This is a genomic window from Prevotella melaninogenica ATCC 25845, from assembly GCF_000144405.1.
Taxonomy (GTDB): Bacteria; Bacteroidota; Bacteroidia; order Bacteroidales; family Bacteroidaceae; genus Prevotella; species Prevotella melaninogenica.
In genome coordinates this window covers 220,415-243,889 of the sequence record NC_014370.1, presented here as the reverse complement: position 1 = coordinate 243,889, position 23,475 = coordinate 220,415, and the positions used below count along the sequence as shown (strand labels likewise).

The window sequence follows — 23,475 nt, the reverse complement described above, 5'->3', positions numbered from 1 at the left end:
ATATCTTACCTTATTATCAATCAAAACTTTATCAACTCTACCCTATCCCACCATCTTTTACCATCGAAAAGATGCCTAACACCAATGGTGTTAACGCCTAACACCAATGGTGCGAACCATGAGCACACGATGTGCGGAGGGCTAAACACCAAAGAACTCATCATATAAAAAAGTGTCCTATGACGTTAGAAAAAACATATAAAACAAAAAGTAAGTCTACCTAATGTGATAAGAAGACATACTTTCTCAAGGTTTATACACCTTTAAATATAGGATATTACAGAGAAGAATGTATGCTTTTTTCTTTTTATCTGATAGCTTTACTTACTTTACAACTATCTTCTTGCCTGCATGGATATAAACGCCACGCTGTGAAGGCTTACCTGTGAGTCGCTGACCAGAGAGTGTGTAATAATACTTATCGCCCCTGACCTGTTTAGTATCAACCTCAACTCCCTCAATACCAAGAACTTCGCTCGTCACGTTATTGACTACATACTTACCATTCTCCTTTGTTGATGAGATAACAAGGTAAGACGTTTTCTTCACGCGCTCGATGTCTAAACTTTGATTATCACTGGCATTTGATGCGCTACCAATACTAAAAACAAAGTTCACATAATCATCAGCTTTTGTGAGCGTATAGTCTTTATAGAACCAAGTCTTACCATTCAGGATTGTCTTTGAAGTAACCTTATCTCCCGGCCATGCCGTTGCTGTGTGCGCACCACCCCATGAATGATAATTCACGTATGTCTTCCAATTCACCTGATCAGTATTCACATAAACCCGAATCGTCTCTGGTGTGAAGGGAATAGGGGCCGTAACCTGATAGCTGCGAGTGATAACCTTACCCACTACACCACCTGCCAACAATGCCACCTTCAAGGTTGTTTCACCCTCTGGAAGGGTTATCTCCGTTCCTGAAGCTACCTGAGTGCTGCTTGCCGTTGGTGTTGTGCCATCCGTTGTATAAACAAGTTTAGCTCCCGCATTGGCAGACACCGCAGTTAGTTTAACTTTTAAGTTCTCTACTTCATACTGACCACTCGCCTTATCAACCCAAGGGGTCTCAGCATCATTAGTCAAATAATAAGCGTAGTGATAACCACTCAACAACTTAGTATAACGTGAAGTAGGAACTATTAGTTGGTTAGCATTGTTACCCACAACGACCAAGAGCTTTCCATTCGTACCTGTAACAACATTGGCATAATAATCCTTTGAAGTACGATAGACCAGATAACTGCTCGTATTCGTTACCCCAGCTAATTTACGAGCATCAATCATTGCCTTTATTTCCTTTGGATAAGCAAGGTAGTGGGTATAGAAAACACAAGGTGTTCCGGGCATTGCCAAGAGATAAGCATTGGCTGCCAACGTATCCTTACGGATAGGGTCTGGGGTGTAACCGCTCGTCGTTCCTCTATCTTGAACATCATGATTTTCTACAAAGGTAACAGCATATTGCTTATAAGCACCATTATCTATATTAAGCCCTGTAGGTCTTGTATCATTAAGAACACGCCAATCATTCTGATTAATAGCATCACGAACAGCATAGCGGAAAGCAAAGTCGAAGGCAGCACTACGTTTTCCTGTGGCATCAATCCATGCCTTTACAGTATTCGCATTGCCGTCCCAATACTCACCTACAGAATAAGTAACGTTAGCCGCTGTATTATAATCACCAACATGAGAAGCGGCAAATCCCTTCACCATATCATAACGGAAGCCAGCATAACCAAGGTCGTTAAGCAAATAGTTTTCGTATGCCTTAACAATCTTCTGAACGTTCGCACTCTTATGATCAAGGTCGCGCATACCGCCCCAACCTTCTCCTTCGTCATTGTTCTGACTAAGTTGAGTGCCCGTTTTTCTTGCTTCTGTAGCAGCTGCTCCACCGTCATCATCAGCACAAACATCCGTAGAAAGGTTTTGATAAGTCACTCCCTTATAAACTTCTGCAGGGAAACCAAACCATCCATTATTCGTTCCATGATGATTGATAACCACATCGGCAATCGTACCAATCTGCTTATTTTTAAAGGTAGTAATCATACTCCTCAACTCTGCCTCAGTACCGAACGATGAGTTCTGATTGAAGTAATAGAGTGGATCATAACCCATCGACTTCGTTGCAGCAGCCTTACCACTCTGCGGAACCCATACAAGATCGAAATAACCAGAGAAGTCATTAGCTTTCTTCTCCAGCACTGTCCACTGCGAATCGTCGAACGAATCCCAATAAAAACCCTGTAGCATTACACCACCATAACCAGCAGGCCAACCCTGTGACATGGCACAAAGGGAGCATACTAAGGCATATAAAAACACGAGTTTACGTTTCATATAGATTTTGTTTTTAGTTGTTTACAGTCTATGTGTACAAAGATAATGATTTACCAAACACAATATTCGCAAACAACTGTGTATCTAAGTATTTTAAAATGCAATCGTTTGCACTTTCATGAACAGAAAACTAAGCCCCAAGTACTCAATAGTTTCCTCTTCAAAAGCCATAAAAAAGAAAGAGTGTGTCGAACAATCCTTCGACACACTCTTATCGTTTTACCTAAATTCAAGTCATTAAGGAACAAGTTCCATTGTACAGTGTGACTTCGTATCACACAAGAGATAGAGTTTGATATTATACTTACCAGCTGCAACATTGATGTTACCACCCTTGAAAGTAATATCAGTTAATGAGCCACCCCAGTCTAATACCCAATCATTGTTAGCACGGAACTTCATCTCACCTGCAGTCAGTGTGATGCCCTTTATCTCCCAACACTTCTCAGTAGCATTATAGGTCATTGCCTGATCGCTGTTCCATCCGTTTGGAGTTGCAGAACCAATAATACCAACGCGATTGATAGCTGTGTAGGTCAATGCCTGTGATGTGAGGTCAATATCCACCTTATAGAAACCTGCTGGTTCAGTCAACACGATATTACTACCCTTCTCTACGAGACCAGTACCATAGTCAGTACCGTTCCAATCCTGCTGAGTTGCGAACTTAAAGCCATTCTGATTGAGATACATAAAGCCAGTGTACTTACCATCAGCAGCTGCGCTATAAAGCGGATTGCTGAATGACCAGCCGTTAGCATCACCTGACATATAAAGATACTGAGTGAAGGCTGGTGCAACACAAGTTACGTTTGCAGTCACACTCTGTGAAAGGCTGAAGCCCTCACCACGGAGCAACTTTACTTTATCAGTCACAGTAATAGGCACCTGATGTAGGTTGCCATTCTTACCATAGAGGCTCTCTACGGCAGAAATAAGTTCTGTACTCTTCACCTTACCCTCTTTACTTGCGTTAAGGGTTGCGGTCTTACTATTATAAGAAAGTACAGCCGTCAAGGTCTGAGAAACGACAGAATCCGTTGAGACAACCTTTGGAACAAACAGCTGAACAGAGTCTGCTGTTGCAGTATTGAAGTCGATGGCAGCTGCTTGGTTTACAGTAAACGTAACCGTACTGGCAGTCTCTGCGCTGTTACTCTGTGGTGCAGTCCATGCTTCATATTCATCGCTACCGCAAGAAGCAAGTAGCAATGCGGCACTTGCCATGATTAATAATTTCTTCATTTCGATTCTTCTTGTTATGTGATAAGGGTGTGTCATACTAATTGTGCCTGCTGACACACCCTCTATTATCATCTTTAATAAATTACTGCTTTACGAAAGAATACTGACCAGTGATGTCGTTGAAGTAAACAGTGTAAGTACCCTTACCATTGCGAACATTCTTACCGCCCTTCGTTGCAACACCATATGGGAATGCTTCAGAACCCCAGTTTACGTCCCAAGTACCGTTAGCAGCGAACTTACAACCCTCACCATCAGCACCAGTAGACTTCTCATTGAAGGTCACAGTAGCCTTCCAATCATGATTCTCTACAACAGTTGTCTGTGCAGTCATTGGTGTTCCTGCAGCATTCCAGCTGTCATGCTTACCCGGAAGACCCATAGAGTTGTAAACAGTAGGTGTAGCACCAGTGTACTCTGCGATTGTCAGTTTCACATTCTTAGTATCAAAAGTAATGGTATAGTAACCAGCTGTTGGGACCTTGATATCAGAAGAACCGCCATCATTATAAAGGAACTCGCCATAGCTTGCGCCCTGACCAACCTGACCAGCATCCCAATTCTCTGGGTTCTTCTTCAGTTTGAAGCCTGCTGTTGACAGGTAACCAGTCCAAGAAATTACGCCCTTACCAGTCTTCTTATCATACTCCTGACCTTCCATTGGCAACAATGGAACCACCTGACTATTGCCCCATGAGCCATCACCGAAGTTACCACCGATGAGATACCAAGTCTCAACAGGAGCGTCAGAAAGCTCAACATAATAAGGAGCAACACTCATCTTTACAGGGTTAGAGTAGATTGTATCACCATTTACTAATGAGTAAACACGTGCGTAGAGTTCCTGTGTTGCAGGGACAGTAGTTTCCTCATAGCGTTCCATCTTCTGAATAGCCGTTGCAAGGTCGGCTGCAGGAACAGAGGTAGAAGCTGTACCTGTTGGCGAACCAACAGCAGCATAGTTACCACGTTCAGCATCCATATCAACAACAGCGTCCACAGACTTTGTCCAAGTGTTGGTAGTTGAGAACTGCATACCATATTCAGCAGCTACAGGGAAACCGTATTCAGGCTGCGACCATGTGAACTTCAGGCTCTCAGCAACCTTTAAATCTATTGTTTGTGCAGCGTAAGCTGGTGTGTTCAGAACAAATGTCTTTGGTGACTGAAGAACTGGATTATTGTCCAAGTCCTTGTCACAGGCAGAGAACAGTGCCACACCTGCACACAACAGCAACGATGACTTAATTATTGATTTCATATTGATTATTCTTTAATCGTTTTATTTCTATTATTCAGTAGCACGTCTTTTCAATGCCTTTTAAGTCCCAAGAACGTCTTTATTAACCATGAAATAGGTCATGTTGAAGTCTTGTTGGCGAATTCTTTTCATGAAAAGAAATAATTATTTTCACGAGTGGAAATATTTATTTTCATGAAGAAAAATATTTATTTTCATGAAAAGAATTTGCCGTAGATGATTTCCAAGAAGTTAATTCTCAGTTTTCATCAGACCTTCCGGCCATTGATTACACCTTAATTAATACCCTGGATTCTGAATCAAGTTGGCTTCGTTAGCAACCAAATCACTTGTCGGAATTGGGAAGAGGTTAAGGTGAGAGTCGAAGTTACGGCCGTTCTTCACACCACCCTTCCAACTCCAGTTGTAATTAACATTACCACCAAAGTAGCCGAAACGGATAAGTGTTGTACGACGCAAGCCTTCGAAGTAGAACTCACGACTCCACTCGTCACAAATCTGGCGGAGTGAATAAGCGGTCTGAGTAGTAGCATTAGCACGCGTACGGAGCGCATTGATATAAGCAGTTCCCTGTGCAGTTGTCGTTCCATTGTTCTGACGTGCATCTGCTTCAGCATACATCAAGTAAGCCTCAGCAGCACGCATGAGGAAGAAGTCGGCATCTGGGAAGAGCGAGTTATGACCTGCACTGCCGTCCGTCTTGAAGTTATTAAACTTACAAACAGAGAATCCATTGGTAAATACCTTTACACCCTTCTCATCGTCACCATTGCTTACATTACGACCTTCACCATCGAAGAGGGCACGATCGTCATCAGCTGCTGCTGGCATAGCGTATGCAGCAACATTAGGAGCATCGTTATTTGGGAAGAACTTCAATACGAGGTCTGTACGCATACGGTTACCAGCCCAACCGCCAGTTGTGCTGTTACCAGCAATAGTAGCACTCTTGATATGCTCGCTGTTATCGTTAGAACCAGCCATAAGGTAGAGGGTTGTACCATATGAAGTTGTCTTCAAACCATCCTGAAGGATTGGGAAGATAGCCTCAACAGAAGCACCATTCTCACCATTATCGCCCATGAAAAGCTGCTGATAAGCACTCCACTGACCCTTCTTGGTGGTATAGAGCTTATAAGGAGAGTCGATAACCTTCTTTGCATATAACTTAGCATTAGCCCAATCAGCAGTACCTGTATAAACCTCAGCATTCATATAAAGACGAGCCAAGAGCATCCAAGCAGCAGCTTTGTCGACACGACCATAACCAGTAGTGGCTGAAGTCTTAGGACTTGCATCGTTCAAATTAGGCTCAACCTCATTCTTCAATTCATCAATAAGCCACTTATAAAGGTCTGCACGCTGGATGCGAGCTGGCTTAGCAGAAGATATTGCTGTTGTGAAAGGAACATTACCCCATCCGTCCAAGAGATAGTAATAATTCAAAGCACGGATGAAACGAACCTCTGCTGACATCGTTGCATTGTAGTCACCGAAGTCTGCAAGATACTGATTGCAATAGGTGATACCCGCATAAAGACGATAGTAAAAACCCTTCAACATTGGATGTGAAGCGTCATAACTATCGAAGTTCATGTTAGAAATACCTTCATCACCCCATGCGCAGATAGCCTCATCGGTGGTCAACTCCTGTGAATTGAATAGCTGACGTACGTAACCACTGGTTCCACCATCGATACCGTCAACATCGCTATCACCATTAGCTCCACCGTTACCAGCCATAGCAATATGAGCATAACACTTATTGAATGCGCTTTCTGGCGACGTATTTTCCTTTGTATTAAGGTTTGGATCAATTGGTTTTACATCCAAATCGCCTGTACAAGAGGTGAACCCTACTGACAGCAAAAGTGCTGCTGTAGAGAATATATATTTGAATTTAGTATTCATTGTCTTTACTCTTTTATAGATTTAGAAATTCAGGTTCAAACCCAAGATGAATGAGATTGGACGTGGATAGAGGTTGTTGTCAATACCATTGAACACCTCTGGGTCGAGACCTTTATACTTAGTAAGGCAGAACACGTTATTCACAGTTCCATAAATACGACCAGTAATACCATTCCATGAACCCTGCTTGAGAAGATTAGCGAAGCTATAACCCAAGGTTACATTATCCAACTTCAAGAAAGAAGCATTCTGTACCCAGTAGTCTGTCTGAGTAGATGTAGTCTCGGTTGACAACCAGTTGTCTGCTACTACATCTGTAGGACGGTTCACGAGGAACTTGCTCTTTACATATATTTCTGAGTTAGACATATTAGAAGTACTTGCAAAAGCATCATTGTAAACATAGTTACCAAGACTTGCACGGAGTGCGAAACCAAGGTCCCAGTTACGATACTCGAAACGAGAAGCAAAGCCCATCGTTACTGGTGCTGCAGGTGCCTTGTAGTAGTACTTATCTGCATCGGTAATCTTACCATCGCTGTTGCGGTCGACAACTACACCCTCCAACGGCTTGCCATTCTTATCATATGCCTGCTGGAATACGTGGAAAGAGTTAACTGCATTACCTACATGCTGTGCCTGGATGTTACCACCAGTACCAGCAGAGATACCTCCTGTTGGTACGAAATAGTTTGGATCGCTACCACCATTGAGGTTCGTAATCTTATTATAGTTATAGGTGAAGTTGTAATCCATTGTCCAGTTGAAGTCCTTAGCGTTCACTGCCAACCAGTGGAGACTTGTTTCAACACCCATATTATACATAGAACCAATGTTGCTCATTACCTGATTACGGAAGTTAGCACCTGCTGGTACGGTTGCATTGTTGAGCAGGTCGTTGGTCTTGCGATAGTACCAATCAACGCTACCTGTGAGGCGCTGCTTGAGAATACCCCAATCAAGTCCTACATTATAAGAGGTAGTAGTCTCCCACTTCAAGTTTGGATCGTATGCCTTTGGACGAGCCAAAGAGCCATCACCAGCGATTGGATAGTAAGATTCATTACCTTTATTCATTTCGTATATAGCAAAGTAATTATAGTCGCCGATACCTTCCTGCTGACCAGTCATACCCCAGCTAAGGCGAAGTTTCAAGTCTGACAACCAGTCAATCTGCTTGAAAAGGTTCTCTTCATTGATACGCCATGCAAAAGCGAATGATGGGAACGTTGCCCAATGCTCCTTGAAACGTGAAGAACCATCATTACGTACGGTTGCTGTTACCATATAACGACCGTCCATCAAAGACCAGTTTGCACGGCCGAAGAAGGATACAAGATAGTTCTCTGTCGCATAGAAATAAGGTGCATAGTTGCGTTGTTTGCCAGCAAGAGTTGCATCACCGTTTGTTGATGGATAGTAACTCCAATAAGCGTTATTAGTGTTATGCCAGAAGTGTGCCCACTCATAACCAGCCATGATATCGAAGTGATTCTTTGCTTTATCATTGAAATCGTGGTAGTACTGAGCGTATGCAGAGAGCTGCATGTTACGTTTCAACTGTGACTCCCATCCATAAGAACCATAATAGATAGCCTGTGGAGAGGCTGGATCAACATCTGTTACCTGACGTCCCTTAGCAACATCAACACCTGCAGTAACGTGGAAACGGAGGTCTTCAAAGCCATGAACTTTATAATCAACATCGGCACTACCAAGGAAGTCGCGGCTGATAGCACGGTCGTTCTTTAGGTTAAGAATAGACACAGGGTTCTTTGTTGCCAATGAATAATAGGTCTTTGGCCAACTGCTATCATTGAGCGCTGTACCATCATCAAGCCACTGATAGTAGCCACCGAAGTTATCATAACCAGCCGCATAGACTGGCTGTGTTGGGTCAAACTGACGTGCTGCCTTGATAGCCTCACCATCAGCATAGCGATTCTTTGTCCACATTCCCTTAGCATTCAACGTAACCTTCAAGTGGTCATTCAAGAAAGAAGGACTCAATGTCAACGCTCCAGTGAAACGCTCAAAGTTAGAAGTCTTGATGATACCCTGCTGATTTGTGTAGCCTGCACTAACACGATAAGGCAACCAGTTAGCAACTTGACCAGAAACGGCTACGTTATGATCGTGGCTAAAAGCAGTACGGAAGATTTCGTTCTGCCAGTTTGTATTAGCCTTACCAAGGCGTGAGTAAGCTGTTGGAACTTGATTACCATTAGCATCGAGGGTATAAAGATCAGTACCAAACTTGTTTGCTATGAGGCTACGATACTCATCAGCAGACAAGACATCAAGGTTCTTTGAATTCTTACTAACGGTAAAGCTACCATTATAAGACACCTGCAAACCACGACGTCCCTTCTTAGTTGTAATGATGATAACACCATTTGAACCACGAGAACCATAGATTGCAGTAGCAGAAGCATCCTTCAAAACGTTGAAAGACTCAATATCCTGTGGGTTTACAAGTGACAAAGGATTGCTAACACCCTTAATACCTGTCTGGTCCATAGCCACACCATCAATCACAATCAATGGATTGTTAGATGCGTTCAAAGAAGAACCACCACGAATACGAATGTTAGCACCGCCACCAGGAGTGCCACCATCGCTCGTTACACTCACACCGGCAACCTTACCAGCAAGCATATCCTGTGCATTAACAACAAGACCCTTATTCTTGCTATCAGGTTTCAAGGCTGTCACAGAACCCGTAAGGTCACTCTTCTTAACAGCACCGTAACCAATAACAACAACCTCATTCATCTGCTGTGCTTGGTCTTCCTGAAGTGTAATTACCATACCATTGGCTGCAGCTACCTGTTGTTTTTGGAAACCAATGTAAGAGATTGTCAAAGTAGCACCCGGCTGTACGCTGATAGAGAAGTTACCATCAAGGTCGGTCACTGTACCATTACTTGTCCCATTGATAAGGACAGAAGCACCAATGACTGGCTCACCAGTAGCATCCTTCACCTGTCCTGTAATCGTAGACTGCGCAAAGGCACTGACTGAAAGGAATAGACCCAACAATAGAGTCAATATCCTAACAGGAAATTTGCATTTTACCTGCTTCATCTTTGTTATTGTTAAAGTAATTTATAAATTGATTAAAGTAATATTCGTTTAGCTTTATCAAAGTTAGGTTAATAGCCGTTTTATGGGCTTACTCTGCTGCAAAGTTAGTTGAGATTAAGCTACTTTATACTATTTTTGCTTTGAATTTGTATTTTAAGCAATGCAAACGATTGCACAAATAAATAAGAGATAAATAAATTGATATAGGTCAAAGAAGTTATAGAAAATATGTATATTTGCGTAATAAAACAATTAGCAGACTAAAGACAAAGCTAAATCGCATGAGTGACTCAACCAACATAACAATGAAGGATATAGCCCGAGACCTTGGTGTTTCGGTTGCTACCGTCTCTCGTGCGCTCAAAGATAGCCCTCGTATCTCTGCAGAAAAACGTGAGGCAATAAAGAAGTATGCACAAGAACATAACTTCTACCCAAACATCCTTGCAGAGAGTCTGCGCAAAAGTAAGGTACAACCGATTAAGATTATCGGCGTAATCATTCCGCAACTTGACCATTTCTACTTCTCATCTATCCTTTCTGGCATCGAAGAAGAGGCTTCTTCACGTGGCTATCGAATTATGGTTGCACAGAGCCGAGAGAACTATGAGGACGAAGTGAAAATCTGTCGAGCATTTTCGGAGAGTAAGGTTTGTGGCATCATTGTTTCTCAAGCGAAGAATACAACCAAATACGACCATTTCCAAACACTCATAGATAAGGGTGTACCTTTGGTTTTCTACGATCGTATCAGTACGGGTGTAAATGCCAGTCGAGTGGTTGTTGATGACTATATGGGGGCCTTTTCCGCCGTCACACATCTTATAAACACAGGTTGCAAGCGTATTGCTTATTATGGTACTTCGCTAACCATGCAAATCGCAAAGAACCGTTATAACGGATATCTTGATGCCTTACTGAAGAATGGCATGCACCCTAACGAGCAACTGATTAAGAATTGCGACAATAGGGCAGACGCTGAGCTTATCACTCCAAGCGTGATGCGACTTTCTGAACCACCAGATGCCTTCTTTGCCGTCAATGATGACACAGCTATCGGTATCCTCTACTCCTGCAAACGCTTAGGTTTCCGTGTGCCAGAAGACGTCTCTATCTGTGGTTTCACAAACGGACAACGTGCCATTGCCTGCGACCCAATGCTGACAACAGTTGAACAAAGAGGAGTCCGCGTGGGTGAAGAGGCTGCGAGTATTCTCATCGATCAAGTGGAAGGAAGACTTCCTAAGAATCGAGTTGAGAAACGTGTGGTGAAGACAAGACTGATTATCAGAGGGACAACGAGGTGAGGGAACCTCCCCCAACCCCTCCAAAGGAGGGGAGTGCTGGGGACTGAATTGGGCTAATAAGCCTAATTAGCCCAATTAGCCTAATAGACCTCTCTTAAAAAAGAAAAGGCAAAACAGGCTTCACACTCCCTCGCAAGAGGGCCTTAGGGAGGAGAATATTGGGCTTATTTGCCTAATCAGTCCAATCAGCCTAATAATCCTCTCTTCAAAAGAAAACAAACAACACAAGCTTCCCATCCCCTCGCCAGAGGGACTTAAGGAGCACAAAAACTAACATAACAATGAAACAAAAACCTAACTTAAGCTTCTGGCAACTTTGGAATCTCAGCTTTGGATTCTTTGGAGTGCAGATTGCGTACGCGCTGCAGAGTGCCAACATCTCACGCATTTTTGCGACATTAGGTGCTGACCCTCACAATCTTAGTTACTTCTGGATACTCCCTCCATTGATGGGTATTGTCGTACAGCCGATTGTAGGAACACTCTCTGACATGACGTGGACACGCTTCGGACGTCGCATCCCTTATCTCTTTGTTGGTGCTGCCATGTCTGTTCTCGTGATGTGCCTACTTCCGAATGCAGGTTCTTTAGGTATGGCTGTCTCAACGGCTATGGTGTTTGGACTTGTCTCATTGATGTTCCTCGACACAAGTATCAATATGGCTATGCAACCCTTTAAGATGTTGGTGGGCGATATGGTCAACGAGAAACAGAAGACACTCGCCTACTCTATTCAGAGCTTCCTCTGCAATGCTGGCTCCATCGCAGGCTATGTCTTCCCATTCTTCTTCACTTTCTTAGGTATCTCTAACCAAGCTCCATCGGGTGTTGTTCCAGACTCAGTGGTCTATTCTTTCTATATCGGTGCAGCCATCCTCATCCTTTGTGTTATCTATACCACAGCCAAGGTAAAGGAGATGCCACCAAAGGTTTATGCCGAATACCATTCAGTAGAGAAGAAAGATGATACTTCAAAGTCTAATGTCTTCACCTTATTAAAAATTGCACCACCTACCTTCTGGAAAGTTGGTTTAGTACAGTTCTTCTGCTGGTTTGCCTTTATGTATATGTGGACTTACACCAACGGAACCGTAGCAGCTAACTGTTGGGGTGTGGATATGCTTGCACATGATGCAACAATGACAAAGGGATATCAAGAAGCAGGCAACTGGGTAGGTATTCTCTTTGCCATTCAGGCGATTGGTTCAGTGGCTTGGGCAATGGTTCTTCCACAGTTCAAGAACACAAAACTCGCATACTCCTTCTCACTTATCTTAGGTGCAGCAGGCTTTGTCCTCGCAGCCTTCATCCACAATCAATATGTAATGTTCATCCCATTCATCCTCATCGGATGTGCTTGGGCAGCCATATTGGCAATGCCATTTACCTTGGTGACAAATGCACTCGAGGGCTATGGCCACTTGGGAACTTATCTCGGATTGTTCAACGGTACCATCTGTATTCCACAAATTATCGCTGCGGCTATTGGCGGAGTACTCCTTCAGATGGTTGGTTCCGTACAAAGTAATATGATGATTGTAGCAGGCGTTTCCCTCTTCCTCGGTGCAATGTCCGTTGGAATTATAAAGGTACGCCGTCCTGCGGAACAAGGGTAACATAACTTTTTTATAATCTCTCTGAATTTAAGGGTGTACTGAAAAGCGTTTCAGTACACCTTTTTCCTTTTCTACAAACACTTTTTACACCTCTTATCGCTCTTCTAAATAAACCTTTTCTACCAACAACTTACTACCACTCTACCCTCACCAACAAGTTATTTTCATGAAAAGAAATATTTTTCTTCATGAAAATAAATATTTCTTCTCACGTAAATAAATATTTATCACCATGAAAAGAAATGATAAACCACTGAGAAATCAATCTCAATAGAGCATTCTTTCCTATATCAAATAAATAGCTAACATCAGCTAACAAACATCCTCTTATCAGCTTGCTATTCCCAGTTTACAAGCCATATAGTCCTAAACCCAAAATTCGTTTACCGTTTCTAACGACTGTGTTGCAGCCCCGCACCATTGGTGTTGAGCGTGCGCACCATTGGTGCTAAGCACTAACACAAAAGCAAAGTAGCGTTAGAAAGCATCGAAAATAAGGTTTTATTTATACTTATAGAGCGTTAGTTCATTAGCCATGAATTATCACCAATCTATCATTATGCAAACGATTGCATATAAATTGATATAAATCATGTAAAAGGGTATTGCTTTTTCTAATTAATATTATTATCTTTGAGGCAAAATAACTACCCAACTCTATGAACATACAGTTTCACATAGACTACCAGACCTATTACGGACAAGACCTTGTCTTGAATATTATTACAGGTCAACACAATGGGGCTATAGAGGCCTCACAGTACAGAATGCGCACATCTGACGGCTACCACTGGGAGGTGGAAGTGAAGAAGGATGCAAAGCCGGGAACGCATATCGATTATTTCTACAGCATTCTCTGTGGTAATAATGAACAGCGAAAAGAATGGGGCGTAATCAATCACCGACTGGATTTTGATACAGAACGCAGTTTTAATTATCGTGTTTACGACCATTGGAGTGACATTCCGGACAATGCTTATCTCTATACTTCTGCTATCACCGATTGTGTTGCGGGTAAGAAGTTAGTGAAGGGAAAACTCAATAACTATAACAAAGCTGTCACACTGAAGGTGCGTGCGCCACAGTTAGGTGCAACGGATGAGCTTTATCTCGTAGGTGCTGAGCCTGCATTAGGTGCTTGGAACGTGAAGAAGGCACTGAAGATGGCACAGCATAATATCAACGAGTGGAGCTATACCTTAGATGCTACCAAACTTGTTGGTGACCAGATTGAAGTGAAGTTCTTCATCAAGAGCAATGATAGTAATGAGAATCTCGTTTGGGAATATAGCGACAACCGTACCTTACTATTGCCAACAATGGATGAAGGCGACGTCGTTGTCTATGAGTTGACAGAGGCTTCTTTCCCTCTCCCAGCTGTTCGTGTTGCAGGAACATTGGTACCTGTATTCTCACTTCGTTCGGAGACAAGTTTCGGTATCGGTGACTTTGGCGATTTGAAGAAGATGGTTGACTGGATAAGTAAGACCCACCAGCGTGCGCTGCAGATTCTTCCTATCAACGACACAACAATTACACACACTTGGACAGACTCTTATCCATATAGCTGTATTTCTATCTTTGCCCTCCACCCACAGTATGCTGACCTTACAGCATTACCTGCACTGAAGGACAAGAAGCAGAGTGAGAAGTTCGAGAAACTACGTAAAGAGCTTAACGCACTGCCACAGATTGACTATGAGCGTGTGAACGATGCAAAGACAGAATACCTCCGTCTGCTCTTTGAACAGGAGGGTGGAAAGGTACTCGAAAGCAGTGCTTTCAAGAGATTCTTTGCTGAGACAGAGAGTTGGCTTGTGCCTTACGCACAGTATTCTTATTTGAGAGACAAGTTCGGAACAGCCGATTTCTCTCATTGGCCAGACCATAAACAATGGGATGAGGCTGACCGCAAGGCATTGTCTAACCCTAAGAACAAGGCTTACAAAGAAGTAGCTTTCTTCTATTATGTACAGTTCGTATTGAGTAGTCAGCTGAAAGCGGTACACGAATATGCACAGGCTCATAAGATAATCCTCAAGGGTGACATCCCTATTGGTGTCAACCGCTATGGCTGTGACGTATGGACAGAACCACGTTACTTCAACCTTAACGGGCAGGCGGGTGCTCCACCTGATGACTTCTCAGTGAATGGTCAGAACTGGGGGTTCCCTACTTACAACTGGGACGAGATGATAAAGGATGGTTGTCAGTGGTGGGTAAACCGCTTCCAGAACATGGCACAGTACTTTGATGCTTATCGTATCGACCACGTACTCGGCTTCTTCCGTATCTGGGAGATTCCTATTCATTCAGTACACGGATTGCTCGGTCAGTTCGCTCCATCACTTGGTATGACTCGTGAGGAGATTGAAGGCTACGGTCTACATTGGCAGGAAGAACTCTTCACCGAGCCATTCATTGCTGATTGGGTACTCGACCGCATCTTCCGTGAGCATGCCGATGAGGTAAGACAGAAGTATGTGGAACATGTATGGGGCGACAGATACAAGATGCGTCCAGCGTATGATACACAGCGAAAGGTTGAGAAAGCCTTTGCTGGTAAGAACTCTGATGTTGACATCTGGCTGCGTGACGGACTCTATGCTTTGATTAGTGATGTACTTTTCATTCGTGACCATAAGGATCCAAACCGCTTCCATCCACGTATCTGCGTACAGTTCGACTTCATCTACGAGAGTCTCTACGATAGCGATAAGGCTATATTCAATAAGCTTTACAACGATTACTACTATCGCCGTAACAACCAGTTCTGGTATCAGGAAGCTATGAAGAAACTGCCAAAGTTGGTTAATGCAACTCGTATGCTTGTCTGTGCAGAGGACTTGGGAATGGTTCCTGATTGCGTGGCATGGGTGATGAATGAGCTACGCATCCTCAGTCTTGAGATTCAAAGTATGCCTAAGAACCCTAAAGTTCGCTTTGGTCATCTTAGTGAGAACCCTTACCGCAGCGTTAGCACCATCTCTACTCATGACATGGCTACCCTACGTCAGTGGTGGGATGAAGATTGGGAACGTACGCAAGACTACTTCAATAGCATGTTACATCGTGGTGGTCCTGCTCCTCACCCATTACCAGGTTGGTTGGCAAGAGATATCGTTAGCCGTCACCTTACATCGCCAAGTATGCTCTGTATCCTCGGTATTCAGGACTGGATGAGTATTGACGAGGAATTGCGTTTGGCTGACCCTAATGCCGAGCGCATCAATGTTCCGTCTAATCCAAAGCATTACTGGCGTTACCGTATGCACGTCAGCATTGAAGACTTGATGAAGAATGCATCTTTCAATGAGCAGATAACAGACCTTATCAATCAGGCGGGTCGATAAAAAGAATAGGTGATGATGGCTATTATAAATTATTATAACAACCCATCATCACCTAAAATTCATCACCCAACATCTAACATTCATCACCCAACCCCCAACCCCTACACCCCAATTCATCATCACCCAACATTCAACACCCATCACCCAACACCTACAACCCAATGAAATTAAAATACAACCTTGCAGCATCTGTAGCTGCTTTCATACTCTCGCAGAACGTTGTTGCACAACAGCGATTCAACGAGATGTCTTATTCTCCGAGTGAGACAACCTTCCGTCTCAACGCGCCTTCTAAGCCAACGCTTCGCCTTTATGAGGCAGGACGAGGTGGAAGAGCCTATAAGAAGGTGAAACTTGCACCGAGTGGAGACAATACATGGACGGCTACTGTGAAGGGAGACCTCAAAGGTAAGTTCTATACTTTCGATATCGGACACGGCGAGACACCGGGTGTCTTTGCCAAAGCGGTCGGCTGTAATGGCGGACGCGGTGCCGTTGTTGATATGAAAGAGACCAACCCAACAGGCTGGGAGAGTGATCGTCGTGTACCAACTAAGAGTCCGGCAGACCTCATTATCTATGAGTTGCACCACCGTGACTTCTCTATTGATCCTTCATCGGGCTTGATGCACAAGGGTAAATACCTTGCCTTAACTGAGCAGAAGGCTATTGATCACTTGAAGAAGTTGGGTATTAACGCTGTGCATATCCTCCCTTCGTTCGACTTTGCTTCGATAGATGAATCCAAACCGGACGTACCACAGTATAATTGGGGCTATGATCCATTGAACTATAACGTACCAGAAGGTAGCTACTCATACGATGCTAACCTGCCTACACGCCGTATTATGGAGTTCAAGCAGATGGTACAAGCATTGCACAAGGCGGGTATCAGAGTTATCCTCGACGTTGTTTACAACCATACTTTCGACCTTACAAATAGTAACTTTGAGCGTACTTATCCTAAGGCTTACTACCGATACAAGGCTGATGGTACACCTTCTGATGGCACTGGGTGTGGCAATGAGACGGCAAGTGAGCGCCCTTTGATGCGCGATTATATGCTGGAATCAATGAAGTATTGGGTAAATGAATATCATATTGACGGTTTCCGTGTAGACCTTATGGGTGTGCATGACATTCAAACAATGAATGATATTCGTCATGAACTCAATGCTATCGACCCAGAGATATTTGTCTATGGAGAGGGATGGAGCGCTGGTACATGTGCTTATCCACTTGAGAAGTTAGCGATGAAGGCAGCAGTTCCACAGATGCCGGGCATTGCAGCCTTCTCTGATGACATCCGTGATGCCTTGCGTGGACCCTTCTCTGACGACCATAAGCCCGGTATGCTTGGTGGCGTTACAGGCTTGGAAGAGAGCTTGAAGGCAGGTATTGCGGGTATGATTGAGCACCCACAGGTAGACTACTCAAAGGTAAACTATTCTAAGAAACCTTATGCCATTGAGCCTACTCAGATGATTTCTTATGTCAGTTGTCACGACGACTTGTGCCTTGTTGACCGTCTGAAGGCTTCTATTCCAGAGGCTGAATATGACGAGAATGAACTGATTCGTCTGAATGAACTTGCCCAAACGGCTATCTTCACATCACAGGGTGTACCTTTCATGCTCTCTGGTGAGGAGATGCTTCGCAACAAGAAAGGGGTGCATAACTCGTATAATTCACCTGATAGTATCAATCACCTCGACTGGAATAACCTCAAGACTTATCCGCAGATATTCAACTATTACAGTGGACTCATCAACCTTCGCAAGGCACACCCAGCCTTCCGATTGGGCAAAGCCGACCTCGTTCGCAAGCATCTTGAGTTCCTTCCTGTACAGGACTGCTTGGTTGCTTTCCGCCTAAAAGACCATGCTGGTGGTGATAAGTGGAAGAACATCTACGTCATCCTCAATGCTAACAAGGAACTTCGCACCGTCAACATCCCTAAGGGTCAGTATACGATTGTATGTGCTAATGGTGAAATTAACGAAGCTGGATTAGGCAAAATGGAAGGTGGTGAGGTGATGGTTGACGCCCAGTCAGCCCTTATCTTGCATGATTAAAGTGCTATGCCCTTCCCCACTTTCCTCTTAAGAGGAGGATTGCTGACCATTCAGCAGATTATTAATAGCTGTTAAGGATATTGGGCTTATTGGCCCTATTAGGATAATTAGGCTAATAAGCCCAATACCACAGCAAAACAAATTACCTAAAATGAACCGCAGACAACTAACGAACGAACCTAATCTTTCCCTCTTTCAAAAGACTTGGAAGATTCTTTTATTCTTACTTCTTTTATCATCTCCTATGACCGCTCAGAACAGTACGGCAGCTCAAAAGAAAGCCAATAATCGAACAGCTACACCAAACGTTACCCGCATTGACCCTACCAACTGGTTTGCTGACATGCAGGACCCAACGTTACAGCTGATGGTATATGGCAAGGATATCAAGTTTGCAGACGTTACAACGGACTACCCTAATGTAAAGATTGACTCGCTCGTACGCCTCGACTCACCTAATTATCTCCTTGTTTATCTTAACTTAAAAGGTGCGAAACCGGGTGAGGTGACCCTTACCTTCTCTAATAAGAACGGTAAAAAGACAACTAAGAAGTTCCAACTAAAGGCACGCGAGATGGCAGGAGCAGACCGCAAAGGCTTCGATATCTCGGATGTTCTGTATATGTTGATGCCCGATCGTTTCGCTAATGGTAATCCAAAGAACGATGTAATCAAAGGGATGGAAGACCAACTATGCAACCGCAATGAGCCAAGTCTTCGACACGGTGGCGACCTTGAAGGACTCCGCCAACACCTCGATTACTTCACTGACCTTGGTGTTACTGCCCTCTGGTTGACGCCAGTATTGGAGAATGATCGCCCTGCCGATGGTGGCAAACACAGTACTTATCACGGCTATGCCACAACCGACTACTATCGTGTTGACCCTCGCTTCGGTACAAATGAGGAGTATAAAGCCCTCGTTGACGAATGTCATAAGAAGGGATTAAAGGTGGTTATGGATATGATTTTCAACCATTGCGGAGACTATCATCCATGGGCTAAGCATACACGCATTGATGAAAACGGCAAGACAATCAAAGACTATCCATCAAAGGATTGGTTTAACAGTCCTAACTATGGGCTGCAAACAAGCTACAAGCTTACTCCAGTCCTCGACCCATACGCCAGCAAAGTGGATATGAAAGAGACTGTTGACGGATGGTTTGTACCCTCTATGCCTGACCTCAACCAGCGCAATCCACACGTTATTAAGTATCTGATTCAGAATTCTATTTGGTGGATTGAAACCGTAGGTATCGATGGAATCCGTATGGATACTTATCCCTACGCAGACCGACAAGCCATGGCTGATTGGATGAAAGTCCTCAACAAGGAATATCCTAACTTCAACACCGTTGGCGAAACATGGGTAACAGAACCAGCTTATACGGCAGCTTGGCAGAAAGACAGCAAACTCTCTGACATTAACAGCAATCTAAAAACGGTGATGGACTTCGCCTTCTTCGATCGTCTTTCGCAGGCAAAGAACGAGGAAACAGATGATTGGTGGAAGGGATGGAACCGCATTTACAACTCTCTCTGCTATGATTACCTCTATACTGACCCATCTTCTGTGATGGCATTCATTGAGAATCACGATACTGACCGCTACCTTGGCAATGGTAAGGACTCAACGGCTTTAAAGCAGGCCTACGCTCTCTTGCTGACAATGAAGCGTATTCCACAGCTTTACTATGGTACGGAGATTCTGATGAACGGTACGAAAACGGAAACAGATGGCAATGTGCGACAAGACTTCCCTGGTGGTTTCCCTGGCGATAAGGTCAACAAGTTCACACATGAAGGTCGTACTAAAGCCGAGAATGCTATGTTTGATTGGACCAGCCGCCTACTCCATTGGCGACAGAACAACGATGTAATCATCAACGGTTCTCAGACACAATTCATTCCTCAGCATGGCGTTTATGTACTCGCTCGTCAACATAATGGCAAGACGGTCCTCACCATCCTCAATGGTAAGAAAGCTGACAACCAAGTCGATGTAGCCCGCTATGCCGAAGTAATTGGTTCACATACCACTGCAACCGATGTCCTTACAGGTGCTACTGTAGACCTCACAAAGAACATTCCTTTGGTACAACGACAAGCAATGGTGCTCAGTTTCTAACTTTAAAACGTCGAATAAAAGACAAAACGAATATAAACTTCACACTAAACAACAAAGACTATCGGAGTTCCCGATAGTCTTTGTTGTTTCTATTCACTAAATCAGAACGTAACAGTCAGCCCCACAGAGAGAGCTGTTTTGCCTTGATAGACGCGCCCATGTTCCACATCATCGCCAAAAGTCTTGAAGAGATTCTGTCGCACCTGCCCATAAAGTCCGAATGTCTCACTAAAGTTATAGCGTACACCTGCCTGCAAACCAGCTGTTCGCAAGCCGACGGAAACACCACTATAAATATCCAGTACGGATGGTAGTTTCAGTACTTCAGCCCAATGATAGTTACCCGTCAAGCTGAAATCATACCCCATAAAGGCTCTATCACGTCCTTCGTCATAGTCCTTCACGTTGACATAAGTTAGCTGTCCGCCTACTGAAACGTAGTCGCTAAGCGCATAATCGCTGCCCAACTCTATACCAGACCTCCCTCCAACATTGGCATAACCTGCATAAACTTTAATATCTCCTTCTCCGTCCCACGCCTGTGCCTGTGCACTATGCGGAACACAAAGCAGACAACCAAGCAGTAAAAGCCATTGAAAGAGGCGGAATTTATCTACATTTCTCATCATCTTCATAGCTCAATTATTTTATAGTGTACTTTGTAACAGCAAACACTTTACGGCGTTCACCAGTCTTAGTATTCTTCACCACCTGCGTTCCATAGACGAGGAAGTTATCTCCATACCAGTGCTGAGAGTTAGAATAACGCATCTTCTTAACATCTTCGTCTTCATTATCCGTTTCTATAATCTCCGACGTACGGTCTTGAATCACATTTCCATCCGCATTTCTAAAGAGTTTAGATACCAGTCTGTTCTTATCTGTAAAGAGAAGATTCACATTATTACCCTTCATACTTGCAGAAACAAAACGCTTCACATACATCGGCATGAGGCGTGGCTCCATAGGGAAGCATTCGTCCCAAAGCAGATTACCTGTAACATCAAACTTTGCAAGAACAGCGTGTGTATAGTTATAACCAGCGAAGGTTGTAATCATTGTATTACCAATCCAGGTTGTACGATAAACAGGATAGTAAGCCTCACCAAGATAGAAGTAATCCTTACCATCCGTCATAATACGATGAGAAGCCATCAAATACTTCAGTGAATACTCCTTACCAGCCTTCTCTGCCTTTTCCTTTCTTCGTTCAATCTTTGCTTGCTTACGGTCGCTCATATACTCCGTAAAGTTCTTCAACTTTAAGAAGTTATAGAACTTGATATTATTAAACCTATCGTCTTTCAGCTCTGAGAAGAAAATACCTTCCGCCCCACCTTTCTTCGACTTAGAGTAAGTTCCTGTAACAAAGAACTTATTTCCTGCCTTTGAGACTGATGCCGAGATGATTCGTTCAGCAAGATCAGCCGTAAGATTGTTTGCTCCTAACTGATTACCCTGCATATCCAGACGAAGCAGATAGACGTCGGTCTCTACTCCTACCAACGCATAGATAGTATTGTCTATCACGGTATTTTCAAGCACAAAGATATTCTTATCCTTTACTTTTGGGAAGTGAATATCAGTAAATCGGCAGTTACCTGTCTTCAAATCAATGATACCAATGCGGTCTAATTTCTTCTGTGTAGAACTGAAAACGACTGATCCATTCGCAATAACGAGATTTCTCATCGACCCTTTACGGGTGTATTCACCATCCGTTGTGGTTATTTTATGAGTTACAGGATTGAAAGCAACAATCATAAACGAACCATCCTTCTGACGCAAAACAGTATAAAGCACACCACTCTCAACCACATCTGAATAGAAATACATACCCTTATCAATCAATATTGAATCGGTACTTATCAGCTTCATTGCAGTTGAATAAAATTCTGTCTTGAAGTAACGCTTACCCTCCTTGCTGTCCTTGGCAAACGACTGAATGACCAGTCCCTTGTCATCCACAGGCAACACAACCTGATCTTCATAGTCAGCACGGTGAGGATACTCTATTCTTCCTGTCACCTGAGCAGTCATACTCATCACCTGAGAGCACAACGCAATAACACATAATAGCAGAGTTCTCATAATTACTTTATCGTTAATAGTTAATGATTAAGATTGTCTTTATATTTTAAAAAGCGATCTAAAAGTTCGTTACACTATATAATTTTAGGCTCTCTTCATCCTCCTTTTAGAGTTTTAACTTACTGAACACAAAAGTACATTTTTTATCGGATAATCACAAATAATTCAAAGAAACTTTCACAGCCTACTATTATTTTTATCCAAATTAACCTAATCTATTGAGCATAAAGAGGATGCATAACTCGTATATAGACACAACAATGAGAAAGACCTAACGCTCTTCTCGCTGCTTTTATATATCTTTCTCCCTATTCAGCATCATGCACTTTTAATAGATTCATAAGTTCATTGAACTCGGAAGAGTATTTTACACCTGTTTGTCCCCAGTTATATTCATATCGAACGGTCTTTCCTGGATAGTAAATATAGATGTATAGACCACCCATATCACTGCAATGTTCGTTACCTTTTACCGCCACAATGTCCTTTACAGTACCCTTAACAAACATATCATCAACAAGTTCTTGTACACGACGAGCACTATCATCTTTAAAACGAACAGTTCTGACAGTGTCTTTACCATCGTCAGATACAAATAATGGCCGTGTACATTTCGTTACACTTCCATTCTTATATAACATCCAATAAACCTCCATACGACCGCAACTATAGCCGGGATCACGTCCAATAAGAACGGAGTCATACGCACTGAGTGTATCCTTTTTCTTGATACTACCTCGATTACCTTCTGTACAACTGACGACTGCGAAGGCAATTATACCACATAACCATAAAAACTTATTCATCCTTCTAAAAAATTAAAAAGTCAACCGCTATCAATCTATCCTACTAACTATATCGGAACGTAAGACACTATAAAACAGTGCAACTATCAACTATAACCTTTCCTTTATGTACTTTTCACAAAAGTAAGCATTAATATTCTTGTCTCCAAACATTGGTCAATAAAAGTTCGTCTTACTCATCTCTTCTATACGTGTTAGTGCTTAGCACATAGTGTGCGGAGGGTAAGCACCAATGGTGCG

At 43.2% G+C, this 23,475-nt stretch carries 13 protein-coding genes; 5 read left to right on the top strand and 8 right to left on the bottom strand.

Features of this window, described 5'->3' with window-relative positions; translation table 11 throughout:
• Window positions 1-324: 324 nt before the first annotated feature.
• The 5 genes from HMPREF0659_RS00825 to HMPREF0659_RS00805 form a co-directional block, all read right to left on the bottom strand.
• The gene (locus tag HMPREF0659_RS00825; RefSeq protein WP_013264350.1) at window positions 325-2,301 is read right to left on the bottom strand and encodes an alpha-amylase family glycosyl hydrolase; all 1,977 of its coding nucleotides are present in this window, start codon (window positions 2,299-2,301) and stop codon (window positions 325-327) included.
• 288 nt (window positions 2,302-2,589) lie between these two features.
• Window positions 2,590-3,597, bottom strand: coding sequence for an Outer membrane protein SusF domain-containing protein (locus HMPREF0659_RS00820; protein WP_013264542.1), 1,008 nt, complete (start codon window positions 3,595-3,597; stop codon window positions 2,590-2,592).
• Window positions 3,598-3,679: 82 nt separating this feature from the next.
• Window positions 3,680-4,858: a SusE domain-containing protein gene (locus tag HMPREF0659_RS00815; protein WP_013263971.1), complete on the bottom strand. Its 1,179-nt coding sequence runs from the start codon at window positions 4,856-4,858 to the stop codon at window positions 3,680-3,682.
• 279 nt (window positions 4,859-5,137) lie between these two features.
• Window positions 5,138-6,769 carry a RagB/SusD family nutrient uptake outer membrane protein gene (locus HMPREF0659_RS00810; protein WP_013264021.1) on the bottom strand — a complete coding sequence of 544 codons (1,632 nt, stop codon included), beginning with the start codon at window positions 6,767-6,769 and terminating at the stop codon, window positions 5,138-5,140.
• Between the two features lie 21 nt (window positions 6,770-6,790).
• Window positions 6,791-9,856 carry a SusC/RagA family TonB-linked outer membrane protein gene (locus HMPREF0659_RS00805; RefSeq protein WP_013264965.1) on the bottom strand — a complete coding sequence of 1,022 codons (3,066 nt, stop codon included), beginning with the start codon at window positions 9,854-9,856 and terminating at the stop codon, window positions 6,791-6,793.
• 281 nt (window positions 9,857-10,137) lie between these two features.
• Between HMPREF0659_RS00805 and HMPREF0659_RS00800 the strand changes: the two genes are divergently transcribed.
• From HMPREF0659_RS00800 to HMPREF0659_RS00780, 5 genes are all read left to right on the top strand, one after another.
• A complete protein-coding gene (locus HMPREF0659_RS00800) occupies window positions 10,138-11,163 on the top strand; it encodes a LacI family DNA-binding transcriptional regulator (protein ID WP_013264135.1) in 1,026 nt (341 codons plus the stop codon).
• 281 nt (window positions 11,164-11,444) lie between these two features.
• Window positions 11,445-12,779 (top strand): SLC45 family MFS transporter, encoded by a 1,335-nt coding sequence (locus HMPREF0659_RS00795; RefSeq protein WP_013264983.1) that lies wholly within the window; start codon window positions 11,445-11,447, stop codon window positions 12,777-12,779.
• 659 nt (window positions 12,780-13,438) lie between these two features.
• Window positions 13,439-16,132 carry a 4-alpha-glucanotransferase gene (locus tag HMPREF0659_RS00790; RefSeq protein WP_013264365.1) on the top strand — a complete coding sequence of 898 codons (2,694 nt, stop codon included), beginning with the start codon at window positions 13,439-13,441 and terminating at the stop codon, window positions 16,130-16,132.
• A 161-nt stretch (window positions 16,133-16,293) separates the two neighbouring features.
• Window positions 16,294-18,207, top strand: a complete 1,914-nt coding sequence (gene pulA, locus HMPREF0659_RS00785; protein WP_013264044.1) for a type I pullulanase — start codon at window positions 16,294-16,296, stop codon at window positions 18,205-18,207.
• A gap of 151 nt (window positions 18,208-18,358) precedes the next feature.
• On the top strand, window positions 18,359-20,338 hold the full coding sequence (locus tag HMPREF0659_RS00780) for a glycoside hydrolase family 13 protein (RefSeq protein WP_013264641.1): 1,980 nt from the start codon (window positions 18,359-18,361) through the stop codon (window positions 20,336-20,338).
• Between the two features lie 101 nt (window positions 20,339-20,439).
• On the opposite strand, the gene HMPREF0659_RS00775 is transcribed toward HMPREF0659_RS00780, so the two are convergent.
• The 3 genes from HMPREF0659_RS00775 to HMPREF0659_RS00765 form a co-directional block, all read right to left on the bottom strand.
• Entirely contained in the window at window positions 20,440-20,973 is a 534-nt protein-coding gene (locus HMPREF0659_RS00775) for a DUF6646 family protein (protein ID WP_174254471.1), read from the bottom strand.
• Between the two features lie 7 nt (window positions 20,974-20,980).
• On the bottom strand, window positions 20,981-22,429 hold the full coding sequence (locus HMPREF0659_RS00770) for a hypothetical protein (RefSeq protein WP_013264711.1): 1,449 nt from the start codon (window positions 22,427-22,429) through the stop codon (window positions 20,981-20,983).
• 308 nt (window positions 22,430-22,737) lie between these two features.
• A complete protein-coding gene (locus HMPREF0659_RS00765) occupies window positions 22,738-23,235 on the bottom strand; it encodes a hypothetical protein (RefSeq protein ID WP_013264157.1) in 498 nt (165 codons plus the stop codon).
• Window positions 23,236-23,475 lie beyond the last annotated feature (240 nt).

What these genes read in the sequence shown, in the direction of transcription:
- HMPREF0659_RS00825 (WP_013264350.1), bottom strand. Translation starts at nt 2,301, where the DNA reads ATGTCACAGGGTTGGCCTGCTGGTTATGGTGGTGTAATGCTACAGGGT.
- HMPREF0659_RS00820 (WP_013264542.1), bottom strand. Translation starts at nt 3,597, where the DNA reads ATGAAGAAATTATTAATCATGGCAAGTGCCGCATTGCTACTTGCTTCT.
- HMPREF0659_RS00815 (WP_013263971.1), bottom strand. Translation starts at nt 4,858, where the DNA reads ATGAAATCAATAATTAAGTCATCGTTGCTGTTGTGTGCAGGTGTGGCA.
- HMPREF0659_RS00810 (WP_013264021.1), bottom strand. Translation starts at nt 6,769, where the DNA reads ATGAATACTAAATTCAAATATATATTCTCTACAGCAGCACTTTTGCTG.
- HMPREF0659_RS00805 (WP_013264965.1), bottom strand. Translation starts at nt 9,856, where the DNA reads ATGAAGCAGGTAAAATGCAAATTTCCTGTTAGGATATTGACTCTATTG.
- HMPREF0659_RS00800 (WP_013264135.1), top strand. Translation starts at nt 10,138, where the DNA reads ATGAGTGACTCAACCAACATAACAATGAAGGATATAGCCCGAGACCTT.
- HMPREF0659_RS00795 (WP_013264983.1), top strand. Translation starts at nt 11,445, where the DNA reads ATGAAACAAAAACCTAACTTAAGCTTCTGGCAACTTTGGAATCTCAGC.
- HMPREF0659_RS00790 (WP_013264365.1), top strand. Translation starts at nt 13,439, where the DNA reads ATGAACATACAGTTTCACATAGACTACCAGACCTATTACGGACAAGAC.
- pulA (WP_013264044.1), top strand. Translation starts at nt 16,294, where the DNA reads ATGAAATTAAAATACAACCTTGCAGCATCTGTAGCTGCTTTCATACTC.
- HMPREF0659_RS00780 (WP_013264641.1), top strand. Translation starts at nt 18,359, where the DNA reads ATGAACCGCAGACAACTAACGAACGAACCTAATCTTTCCCTCTTTCAA.
- HMPREF0659_RS00775 (WP_174254471.1), bottom strand. Translation starts at nt 20,973, where the DNA reads ATGAAGATGATGAGAAATGTAGATAAATTCCGCCTCTTTCAATGGCTT.
- HMPREF0659_RS00770 (WP_013264711.1), bottom strand. Translation starts at nt 22,429, where the DNA reads ATGAGAACTCTGCTATTATGTGTTATTGCGTTGTGCTCTCAGGTGATG.
- HMPREF0659_RS00765 (WP_013264157.1), bottom strand. Translation starts at nt 23,235, where the DNA reads ATGAATAAGTTTTTATGGTTATGTGGTATAATTGCCTTCGCAGTCGTC.